We start from the raw sequence: 11363 nt of genomic DNA on the forward strand, positions 1-11363 counted from the left end.
TCGCGCAGCCACTCGGGAGATCCGAAGCCGGTGAAGAAAATGCGCATGATCACAGCAAATCCGGCAGCCTTGCTGGCGACGGAAAGATAAGCGGTAATCGGCGTTGGCGCGCCTTCGTAGACATCAGGAGCCCACATGTGAAAGGGCACAGCCGATATCTTGAAGGCAAAACCGGCCGCGATAAGCACAAATCCGAGGAGAAGCGCCGGCTCCCGAATCCCGTTGGCGACGATGGAATCCTTGATGGCGTCCAGATGGGTGCTGGCGGTCAACCCGAAGACCAGCACCATGCCGTAGAGCAGGACGGCAGAAGCGATCGCGCCCAGCAAAATATACTTTATCCCCGACTCGGTGGACTTGCGATCCTTCAGGAAGGCAACCAGTGCGTACAGAGACATGCCGGAAAGCTCCAGGGCAAGGTAGATGGTGATCATTTCCTGGGCGGCTGCCAGAACCATCAGGCCCAGCGCCGAGAGAAGGATCAACGCATAGAACTCCCCCCTCAGATGCTCGATCCTGGTGCTGACATATTCCCACGAGGACAGGATCACCATCGCCGTCGCTCCGATGATCAGGACATTAAAGAACAGGGCAAACCGGTCGACGGCCAGCATGTTGTTCATCGCCGGACCGCCCTCGTTCCACAGATCGATGCTCAAGGCTAACGGCACGATCAGCCCCGCTGCGCTGAGCATCGCTACATGCCGTTTGTTCCGGACAAAGAGGTCCAGAAGAATCACCAGTACAGCCAGCACGGCCATGCTCAGTTCAGGCGATATCAGATGCCATTCCAAGACTTTCTCCTCATCACTATGCGAATTGACCTCATATTTACAACCCGATGGCCGATACGGTCGGCTCCAGCGCCACATCGATGACGTCCGTGAAGACCTGCGGGAAGATCCCGACGACCATGATCGCCAGCACCAGAGAGAACATCACCAAACGCTCTCTCTTATCTGCGTCCGGCAGGTGATCGAACTGGCTCATAGGCTCGCGGTAGAAGGTTCGCTCGATCATCCATAGAATATATCCGGCAGTCAGCACGATCCCCAGAATGCCGATGATGGTAAATATCTGGACAGCTGCAAACGCATTGCTGTCGAAGCTGCCGACGAATATCAGAAACTCGGCAGCGAAGCCGCTGGTTGTGGGCAAACCGAGCGACGCCAATCCGGCTATGCTGAACACTACCGCTGCTACCGGCATCTGCCGGGCAAGCCCTCCCAGCATGGGAAGCCTTCGCTCGTGGGTTTTATCGTAGACCACCCCGACCATCGCAAAGAGCAGCCCGGTGATCACACCATGGCTGAATAGTTGCAATGAGGCACCCGTGAGGCTCACCTCTTGAAGGGCAAAGATTCCCACCAACACATATCCCATGTGGCTCACCGAGCTGTAGGCGATCAGCCGCTTGAGGTCCGTCTGGCGCAGGGTGACCGCCGCGCCATAGATCACCCCGATGATCCCCAAAAGCACCAGCAACCAGGCATAGTCCTTGGCCACTTCCGGGAATATTCCCACCAGCCGGATCATTCCGTACCCGCCCATTTTGATGAGCACACCGGCCAGGATCACGCTGCCGGCAGTGGGTGCATCGGTGTGAGCATCCGGGAGCCATGTGTGGAACGGGAACATCGGCAGTTTGACCGCAAAGCAGAAGAAGATCAGGAAAAAGATGGTGGTTTGCATTCCGATACTGACCCCGGCAGACAGATCTCCCATCTGGGTCATGTCGAAAGTGCCCAGTTCGAAATAGGCCACCAAGATTCCCGCCAGCAACCCCGCGCTGCCGAGCAGGGTATAAAGCAGGTATTTGAAGGCAGAGTACTCTCTTCTGCCCAGCGGAGGTTTGGTTCCCCATATCGAAATCAGGAAATACATCGGGACCAGCTCGATTTCCCAGAAGATCAGGAACAATAAGAAGTCCTGGGCGGCAAACACGCCGAGGATGCTCAATTCCAGCAGCAAAAGCCATACGAAATGTTCCCGCACCCTATCGGTGATTTTCCACGAGATGAATATGCACAGGAAACCCAGGAATGCGGTCAGCAGGAACAGAGGCGCGCTCAAGCCGTCCACTCCGAGGAAGTATTCGGCGCGGATCGATTCGATCCAGGTGTAGCGCTCGATGAACTGGAGGCTCACCGATCGATCGAAGCTGGCGAACATGGCAATCGATAGCGCAAAGGCAAGGCCGGTGAAGATCGCCGCCAGGATTTTGATTCCCCTGTCGCTGATGCGCAACAAAGCAATCGCTATCGCGCCGAAGAGAACCGTTCCCAGTATGATCGAGAGGATGTTGATATCTTCCAAGTGCGACCAATCCTCCTATGAACTCACCAATGAAACCCGATCAGGATCACAGCCATGATCACCACCAACCCGAACCCCATCGCGATCCCGTATTCCTGCAGCCGGCCTGTTTCCAGCTTGCGCGCCAGGCCTCCAAAACTACGCCCCAGAGCGGCCGCTCCGTTCACGATGCCGTCGACGACAATCGTATCGAACCAGGCAAGAGCTCCGAAAACGCCCTTCATCAATACTCCCCTCACCAGTACATCTTCGTATAATTCATCGATGTAGTATTTGCGATACCACAGCGTGCGGACAGGTTTGAACAGTCTGCCGATGGCCTCGTTGGATATCCACTGCGCGCTGTAGATCGTATAAGCAGTGAAGATACCGGACAGCGCCACGATCAGCCCCAGGAGCGGCAACGCGTGCTCCGCGTCGAATTCGAATTGGGTGAACGGAGCAAAAAAGCCATGCCATTCCCCGCCGAGGAATTCGACTGCGCTTAGCGATCCGACGGTCCAGCCGCTTCCGATTGCCAGCACGCAGAGCACGACCATTGGCCATACCATCACTGCCGGGGATTCGTGCGGGTGAACCTCGTGGTGCGCACCTTCCCCAGCCTTTTCCGAGTGAGGCAACCCCAGCGGGTCTCCACCCCTGAACTCCCCATAGAAGGTCATAAAGACGGCGCGGAACATGTAAAACGCCGTCATGAAGACGGTGATCATGGCAAACCAGAAGAACCACGGGGTGTTCTCCCAGGCATAGAACAGGATGCCGTCCTTGCTCCAGAATCCTGCCAGCGGCCAGATGCCGGCCAGAGCCAGCGACCCGACCAGAAAGACCGCGAAGGTCCAGGGCTGATGCCGGCGCAAGCCGCCCATCAAGCGCATGTCGAATGTTCCGGTGGCGTGATTCACGCTTCCCGAGGCAAGGAACAGCATCGACTTGAAGAAGGCGTGCGTAAACAGGTGGAACATGCCGATGGCAAAACCGATCTCCATCAGATGAGCGGCTTCTGCGGGATCATGAGCGTTGGCCGCGCCATAAGCTACTGTTCCCAATCCCAACATCATGTATCCCAGTTGACTCACGGTGGAATAGGCCAGCACTCGCTTGATATCGTACATCACCATGCCCATCGTGGCAGAGAAGATCGCGGTGAATCCGCCAATGCCAGCAACCACCAGCGCTGCGGTCTCCCCATCGGGCATGGCAAAGAGAGGAAATACCCGCGCGATCAGATACACGCCGGCACAGACCATCGTCGAGGAATGGATTAAGGCGCTGACCGGCGTTGGGCCTTCCATGGCGTCGGGCAACCACACGTGGAGCGGGAACTGGCCGGATTTGCCTGCGGCTCCGGCGAAGATGCCCAGCAGAATCCAGGTAAATGCGCCCGTGGTCAGGAAGCCGCCGATGATCGCTGCATGGGCCACCTCGGGAAGGTGCTGGATATTGAACACGTTGTATCCCATGCTGACAGCGGTGTCATTCATTCCGTGGTAGATCCCTACCAGCGCCAGAACCAGCCCGATATCGGCCAGCCGCGTGACGATAAAGGCCTTCTTGGCAGCAGTCGCGGCGGAAGGACGGTGATACCAGAATCCAATCAAGAGGTAAGAGCACAGTCCCACCAGCTCCCAGCAAACAAAGGTGAACAGCAAGTTCCCGGATAGCGCTACCCCCAGCATGGCAGCGGTAAAGAGCGGCATCCAGGTGAAAAAGCGCATGTAACCGTGATCGCCCTTCATGTACCCCTGCGAATAGATCTGGATCATCAGGCTGCAGATACTGACCACCAGCACCATGATGGCCGAGAGTTTATCCACCAGCAAACCGATCTCGACATCGAAATTCTGCCCGATGGAGAGCCAGTGGGTATTGATCTGTTTGGGGAATTCCTGGGTGCCTTCGCTGGCCACCGAGGCAACTGTCCAGATGGAAAGTCCCAGCGATCCGGCGATACAAGCGATAGTGATATAGCCGGAATATCGGGCGTGCTTCTCCTTCGCCAGCGGCCTCATTATCAGGCCGTTGAGCAGAAACGCCATGACCGGCAAGAAAATGATTAACCAGACGGCGCTATCAGGTATCATCTATATCTTTCTCAAAGGGCAACCACAAGAGTTGCCCCTACTATCCTTTCATCGAATCGGCTTCCTGGACATCCACGGTCTCGCGATTCTTGTAGAGCGCAATCACGATAGCCAGCCCCACGGCAGCCTCGGCCGCAGCCACAACGATGACAAACAGCGCAAAGACATGCCCGGTCAGAACCACCTTGTCCGGCACCAGATATCGTGAGAACGCCACCACCGCGATGTTGACCGCATTGAGCATGATCTCAATACACATCAGAACCCCGATGGCGTTGCGCTTGGAAAGCGCCCCAAAGAGGCCGATGGAGAACAATATGGCCGATAGAACCAGATAATGATTCAGTCCAACGTCCATGTTTACTTATCCCTCATCAGTGCGATGGCTCCCAGAACGGCAGCCAGGATCAGCGTCGCCGCTATCTCGAACGGAAGCAGGAATCCTACATCCTCATTGAATATGGCGTCGGCGATAGGTCCTGTAGTGGGTTCGTTTTCGGCTACGAGATTCACCGCATCGATCTGCGAGGCGTTGATAGAAGGCCAGGTGGTATCGACGAATCCAAAGATCAGCAATCCCATCAAACAGGCACATGTGACCAAAGCCAGAGGCCAGGCCCGGCTGAAAGGATTGCCGCTCCTGACTTGTTTGGTCAGCATCACGGCGAAGATGATCAGCACCGAAATGGCGCCCATGTAAACCAGCACTTGCGCTACCGCCAGGAAGTCGGCGCTCAGGCTGGCATAGATCCCGGCGACGGTGAAGAAGCACAGCACCAGCATCAATGCCGCCCGGAACAGGTTGCGTAGAGCCACCACCCCGATGGCAGCGATCACGCCCACAATGGCGAAAATCCAGAAAGCAATATCAACACCCATCTCTAAAAAGGCCTCTTATGCTTGCGATAGATCAAGAGCGTCTGCTCGGGCAAGCCCTCCTCCAGTTCCGGCTTGAGGTAGGCGCTTCTCTCCTTTTCCGGCGAAGACATATCCGCCGCATGGACAAAGAACTCTTCCCGCCGGTACCTGGAGCGCTCGTAGCTGCGGCCAAAGAAGAGCGCGTTGGATGGGCACGCGTCGATGCAGAGTCCGCAAAAGATGCAGAGCCCTTCATCGCAATCGAACCGATCCACCACTTTCTTATTATCGGCTCCTCTGGAGATTTTGATCTGGATAACGCCGTGAGGACAGGCCAGGGAACAAGCGGTGCATGCAGTACACGCTACCGGATCCCAGACCAACTCCTGCCCTCGGGTTCGTTTGGAGACGGTGAGCCGCTGCTCCGGATATTGTTCCGTGATGCGCTTGCGTGTGGCGTGCTTGAGCGTGACCAGAAGTCCCCGCATCAAGCCGATCCCCACAGGAAGGGCAAATCGCTGCCCTTCTCCGAATTTGAACATAGCCGCCCATCCGGTCAGCAGGATAACCGAGATAGCGATATTCACCGGGACCAGCCACCACCCAACCGGGTTCCAGTAAATGGTCTCAATGGCCACAACCAGCAGATTGACCAGCGAAAGGGGCAGCATGTATTTCCAGGCGAAGGCCATCAACTGGTCGATCCGAACGCGAGGCCAGGTCATTCGGGTCCACACGATAAAGGAAAAGACGCCAAAGAGCTTGAAGAAGAACCACATGAACGGAGGCAATATCGGTCCTTTCCAGCCGCCCAGGAACAGGGTGACGATGATCGCCGACTGGATGATGGCGCCGGCATATTCCCCCAGGTAGAACATGGCAAACTTCATCCCGGAGTACTCGATGTGATATCCGGCGACGATTTCCGAATCGGCTTCCAGCAGATCGAAAGGCGTCCGCTGCAGTTCGGCCAGCGCGCAGATGAAGTAGAAGATGAAGCTGATCGGCAACAGGAGCGCAAACGGCACCGATTGCGCCATAACTATCCCCTGCAAGGAGAGCGTGCCGGTGACCATTACCACAGCCACTACCGCCAGAGCCATCGGCATCTCATAGCTGATCATCATGGCCACGCTTCTCATCGCGCCGATGGTGGCATACTTGTTGTTCGACCCGTATCCGGCCATGAAAACGGCAATGGTCTCAATGGAGCCGACCGCTACCAGGAACAGCAATCCGACATTCAGATCAGGGATGAGTCCCACCCCGTTCTGAATGGGAATGACGGCGAACATCAGCAGAACGGGGAAGAAGATAAGGATCGGGGCGATGAAGTGAACCACCTTGTCGGCGGTTGTGGGAACCACGTCCTCCTTCATCATGATCTTGATAGCGTCGGCCACCGGTTGCAGGAGACCGAACGGACCGGCGCGATTCGGCCCCATTCTCAGTTGAAACGGCCCCATGAATCGGCGCTCAAACCAGATGAAAGACATCACCAGCAAGAGCGCACCGGCGATGATGCCTACACCAAAGACCACCCAATGCGCCCAGAAATTGTGGAAGGGCCAATCCGAGGAAACCGGACTATCCAGCCACCAAGAGGCGGGTGAGACTGTTTGAGGGGCTTCGGGCAGAGTTATCATTATCGATCTACACTCGCCAGACAGATATCGATGCTTCCAAAGGTGACGATCAGATCGGCGATCTTGCTGCCGACCACGATATCGCGCAGCACACCCAAATTGATGAAGTCCGGTGCGCGAACGTGCCAGCGATACGGCTTGGCCGAGCCGTCGCTGACCAGATAGAACCCCATCTCGCCCTTGGGCGCTTCGATCGCGGCGTAAACCTCTCCCTTCGGCGGGCGCAACACCTTGGGAGTCCTGGCCCTTATCGACGAGATCGGGGAAAGGTCCTTCATCTTTGCCAGCGCCTGCCTGACGATCCGATGGCTTTGCATGACCTCTGCCATGCGGACCCGATAGCGATCATAGTTGTCGCCATTTTGGCCCACGATCACATCGAAGTTCAGGCGATCATAGAACGAATAGGAATTGTCTCGCCTCAGGTCCCAGTCCACCCCGCTGGCGCGCAGGCACGGTCCGCTCATCGAGGCGTTGATGGCTTGCCGGGCAGAGATCACGCCGGTCCCCATGGTTCGGGCCTGCAAGATTTCATTGCCCTTCAGCAGGTCTTCAAACTCCTGAAAATAGCCGGGGAAGTCATCGAGAAACTTCTCCAGCGCCGGAACAAATTCCGACGGCACGTCCTGGCTCACTCCGCCGATCCGCATGTAGTTGTAAAGCAGCCGCTGGCCGCAAGCCATCTCAAAGAGGTCAACGAGTTTTTCCCGTTCCCGCCACATCAGCAAGAGCGGCGTCATCATTGCGCCCAGATCGTTGAGGAAGAATCCTACCGCGATCAGGTGATTGACCATGCGCTGCAGCTCGCACATGATCACCCGGAGGTATTCCGCCCGCTCCGGAACTTCGATCCCCATCAGCTTCTCCACGCTGAGGCAATACCCGAAATTGCCTGCCATGGAGGAAACATAATCCAGCCGGTCCGTAAACGGGGTGTTCTGGGTATAGTTGCGGCCTTCGGCCAGCTTCTCTATTCCCCGGTGAAGATAGCCGAACATCGGCTCCATTTCCCGGACCACTTCTCCGTCCAAAGTCACCCGCATGCGGAAAACGCCATGCGTCGAGGGATGGTGGGGCCCCATATTCACAGTGACCAGTTCAGTCTTCAGCGGCATATCGCTTAAGCCTTCGGCTTGCCAAAGTCCTTTCTGAGCGGATACCCTTCAAATCCGTCCCAGAGGACGATCCGCTTTAAATTGGGATGCCCGGCAAACCGGATTCCCATCAGATCGAATATCTCCCGCTCCTGCAATTCAGCTCCCCGCCATAAGGGGGTGATCGAGAATATCTCTGGGTTTTCCCGATCCGAAATACGCGCCTTAACGCACAAGGTGTGCTTCATCGTTAGCGACGTGAGGTGGTAAACGATCTCAAAGTGGTCAGCGTTGTCTACCGCCGTGACGCCGTTGAGATAGTTGAAATCGAAATCCGGCGACTCCTTGAGGAAACGCATCACCTCGACCATTTTCCCTGATGCAATGACGATTATGGCTTCGTTGCTCTCGATAACGGCATCGGGTACCTGCCCTGTGATTCGGGCGGCCATCTCATTCCCGTCCAGAGCCTTAAGCTTCACTGGTCAACCTCGGCACGTGGATATTTCCCTTGAGATAGCCCTGTTGTTGGATCTTCTCGTGGAGCTTGATGAGGCCATGATAGAGTCCCTCCGGCCTCGGCGGGCATCCCGGGACATAGATATCCACCGGGATGATCCGGTTTACGCCCGGCACCACGCTGTAGGATTGGGCAAATGTGCCTCCGCTGATGGCACAGGATCCCATCGCCAACACCCATTTCGGTTCGGCCATCTGGTCGTAAAGCCGACGCAAAGCGGGCGCCATCTTCCATGTAAGGGTGCCGGAGACAATGATCATATCCGCCTGGCGCGGCGAGGGCCGCATAACTTCCATTCCGAATCGGGCCATATCCCACCGGCTGCCGGCAGCCGCCATCATTTCAAAAGCGCAGCACGCCAGGCCAAAGAACATCGGCCACAACGAACGCTTGCGCGCCCAGCCCAGGACGGTATCGGCTCTGGACAGCAGGATATTGCCGTGATCGACTCCCGAGAGCCACGCATCAGGATCAGGAATCGGATCCTTGGAACAAGCGATAAGGTCATTAATGGCCAATCCCTCGGCCAGGTCGATGTCCTCACTCGAATAGGGAAGTATCAGACGATCGGTATCGGACATGCTATTTCCACTCCAGCGCTTTCTTTCTCCAGGCATATAGGAATCCGATCAGCAAAATTGAGATAAAAATGATCACCCCCACAAGTCCGTAAACCTTGGCTGAACGGCTCAGTGCCAGGAAATGCGCCGCCCAGGGAAATAAGAACAAAGCCATGATATCCAGGACAACAAATAGAATGGCGAAAGTATAATAGTGGAAGTTGAACTGCGTCCAGGCATCGCCCAGCGGTTTCATGCCGCACTCATAGGTCTCTTGCTTTGTGTGACTGGGGTGTTGCGGAATAACGCCGCAGTGTCTGAGAACAAGAGGAAGCGCGATAAGCAAAAACGGAAATATCAACGCCAGGACCACGAACAGACCCAGAGTGCCAAGGTTATCCGTCATGATGATCTTCCTTTGATCTATTCGAATTCCCGCATCGAATGATGCCGCCCTGAAGTTCTGGTGCGCATGGCAGACGTAACTTCCCTGACCCCCGGGGTTTCACGAACCACCCGGATAATTCTCTCTGCTTCTGCTGCCGAATCCGGTTTCCCCTCGATAGTGACCATATCCCCATCGGCCTTGATCTCCACTTCAATATCTTCGATCCCTTTGTTGGCCGCAATCCGGGCTCTGATTTCGGAGGAGAGGGCCAAGTTACTCATCATTTTCTGGGATTCAGGCGTTGTGTGAAATCTTTCCCTGGCGGCTGTAACCACCAGATCACTTGCCGTGGTCACTCCAATCCGCTCCAGATTAATCACCAGATCGTATAACGAGGGGTCCTGCCAATCAATGCCGTAGAGCGATTTCGCCCACTGACCCCTATCTTCATCCACCTTTTTGATGAACTTGAGCGCCTTCTCCCTGTCGCAAGAATATTGATCCACGGCTGCTTTGATGCGGAACTCCATGTCTGCGATCACCCTTACCCGGAGGACATGAGGGATTTCCCCGATCAACATGTTACCCCCTTGTCCGTGATAGACGACATTATCTTTCTTGACCTCTTTGCACAGGGCGGCGCGCATGTAAGCGATATACTGGATTCTTTTCAGGCTCACCCGTTGGAAAAGGCCTGGTTTGCTCTCGCCGGCGGCGGCCAACTCCTCCTTTCCGATCCCGAACTCGCTGGCGGCCGTTGCCAGCAACTCCTCTCTGGAGAAACTCCGATAGCCGAGTTGATCGGCAACGCGTTTTGCCAGCTCTTTCCCGCCACCGGATGTTCCCCTGGATATGGTGATGATGGTCACGCTGTCCTCCTATGGTAAGGGATGTCCCCCGTTGTTAGCACCATTAATTGTCTGACAGGTCTTTGGGGCTACTATTGTACCGGAACAAGCGCTGCTTCTCCAACAAGTATTGTTGGATCATGTTATTGAATGTTCTTCCGGATTCTCACTCCTGTCCTCATTATCAGCATCAGGGTCATATCCGCGCGTAAATGGCAAGAGAGTATTGATGCGTTGTAATAATACTAAAAGTTCGTCTGAGATAATGATATTCGTATAATTACTTAATTCGTGGAACGAAACATACCTATAGCCTTGGTGTATCAAGAAACTCGGAGATTCCGGCAGGGATGAACCGATAGGGGTTCCCTTGAAGGTGGGAATCCAAGCACCGGGCTTGGATTCCCACCTTCAAGGCTAGGATTCCAGCTTGGCTGCTTCTCTATATCTCCGTTCACGCCAATAATCGAACGTAACCACAATAGTCGGCAGCACTATTATCGTGCTGACGATACAAAGGGCCCCATGTCGATGACGGTGACCTTGCCGAAATTGGTAATCAGGGGGAAGTCACGGGCAAACGTCAATGCGCCGCAGCCATAGGTGTCTCTCCCCGATCCTGCTCTTCGTAGTAGCGCATCAGTAGCAGAATGGTGAACTCCGTGCCGATGCCGAGAATCAGAGCGGTCATGGTCGCCATGATGGGATTGACCTTGACATCCATCAGATACATAATGCCGCTCGACCATCCGAGGATCAATCCGATGGGGATGGCAGCAGTGAGAACCCTCTTCCAGTTGAGGCGGAATAGAACCAGCAGGGCCGCGAGACAGAGGCTGATCCCAATATAGACCATCTTGTCGCGGCTGTCATCCATGTCCTTGGCGAGCTTGGGTGAGATGGCCACCACGCCGGTAAATTGAATTAAGGAATCTCTGATTAAGTCCCGAATCATGCGATAATAATGGCAGATCAACTCAAGGAGACCTGCCGTGATAAATGGACCCACATTTGCCAGCCTGGCCTATGACAATAAGAAGAAGAGGACTCGT

General features: G+C 55.4%; 12 protein-coding genes. All 12 read right to left on the minus strand.

Features of this window, described 5'->3' with window-relative positions:
- Nucleotides 1-794, minus strand: a 794-nt coding sequence (locus tag PHV74_11530; GenBank protein MDD5094993.1) for an NADH-quinone oxidoreductase subunit N, incomplete at its 3' end; no start/stop codon positions are given.
- A gap of 37 nt (nucleotides 795-831) precedes the next feature.
- Nucleotides 832-2316 (minus strand): NADH-quinone oxidoreductase subunit M, encoded by a 1485-nt coding sequence (locus PHV74_11535; protein ID MDD5094994.1) that lies wholly within the window; start codon nucleotides 2314-2316, stop codon nucleotides 832-834.
- A 23-nt stretch (nucleotides 2317-2339) separates the two neighbouring features.
- Nucleotides 2340-4397 carry an NADH-quinone oxidoreductase subunit L gene (locus PHV74_11540; protein ID MDD5094995.1) on the minus strand — a complete coding sequence of 686 codons (2058 nt, stop codon included), beginning with the start codon at nucleotides 4395-4397 and terminating at the stop codon, nucleotides 2340-2342.
- A 40-nt stretch (nucleotides 4398-4437) separates the two neighbouring features.
- Entirely contained in the window at nucleotides 4438-4755 is a 318-nt protein-coding gene (gene nuoK, locus PHV74_11545) for an NADH-quinone oxidoreductase subunit NuoK (protein ID MDD5094996.1), read from the minus strand.
- Between the two features lie 2 nt (nucleotides 4756-4757).
- Nucleotides 4758-5276: an NADH-quinone oxidoreductase subunit J gene (locus tag PHV74_11550; protein ID MDD5094997.1), complete on the minus strand. Its 519-nt coding sequence runs from the start codon at nucleotides 5274-5276 to the stop codon at nucleotides 4758-4760.
- 2 nt (nucleotides 5277-5278) lie between these two features.
- Nucleotides 5279-6901 carry an NADH-quinone oxidoreductase subunit NuoH gene (nuoH, locus tag PHV74_11555; GenBank protein ID MDD5094998.1) on the minus strand — a complete coding sequence of 541 codons (1623 nt, stop codon included), beginning with the start codon at nucleotides 6899-6901 and terminating at the stop codon, nucleotides 5279-5281.
- Complete coding sequence (locus PHV74_11560; GenBank protein ID MDD5094999.1) at nucleotides 6901-8016, minus strand: NADH-quinone oxidoreductase subunit D; 1116 nt, start codon at nucleotides 8014-8016, stop codon at nucleotides 6901-6903. Before PHV74_11560 ends, nuoH begins: the two co-directional genes overlap by 1 nt.
- A 5-nt stretch (nucleotides 8017-8021) precedes the next feature.
- Nucleotides 8022-8477 (minus strand): NADH-quinone oxidoreductase subunit C, encoded by a 456-nt coding sequence (locus PHV74_11565; protein MDD5095000.1) that lies wholly within the window; start codon nucleotides 8475-8477, stop codon nucleotides 8022-8024.
- A complete protein-coding gene (locus tag PHV74_11570) occupies nucleotides 8467-9096 on the minus strand; it encodes an NADH-quinone oxidoreductase subunit B (protein ID MDD5095001.1) in 630 nt (209 codons plus the stop codon). The genes PHV74_11565 and PHV74_11570 overlap by 11 nt, the downstream gene beginning before the upstream one ends.
- A 1-nt stretch (nucleotide 9097) precedes the next feature.
- Nucleotides 9098-9481, minus strand: a complete 384-nt coding sequence (locus PHV74_11575) for an NADH-quinone oxidoreductase subunit A (protein ID MDD5095002.1) — start codon at nucleotides 9479-9481, stop codon at nucleotides 9098-9100.
- A gap of 17 nt (nucleotides 9482-9498) precedes the next feature.
- Nucleotides 9499-10332 (minus strand): cytidylate kinase family protein, encoded by an 834-nt coding sequence (locus tag PHV74_11580; protein MDD5095003.1) that lies wholly within the window; start codon nucleotides 10330-10332, stop codon nucleotides 9499-9501.
- A gap of 562 nt (nucleotides 10333-10894) precedes the next feature.
- Nucleotides 10895-11266 (minus strand): MMPL family transporter, encoded by a 372-nt coding sequence (locus PHV74_11585; GenBank protein ID MDD5095004.1) that lies wholly within the window; start codon nucleotides 11264-11266, stop codon nucleotides 10895-10897.
- Nucleotides 11267-11363 lie beyond the last annotated feature (97 nt).

Source organism: Dehalococcoidia bacterium (assembly GCA_028711995.1).
GTDB lineage: Bacteria > Chloroflexota > Dehalococcoidia > SZUA-161 > SpSt-899 > JAQTRE01.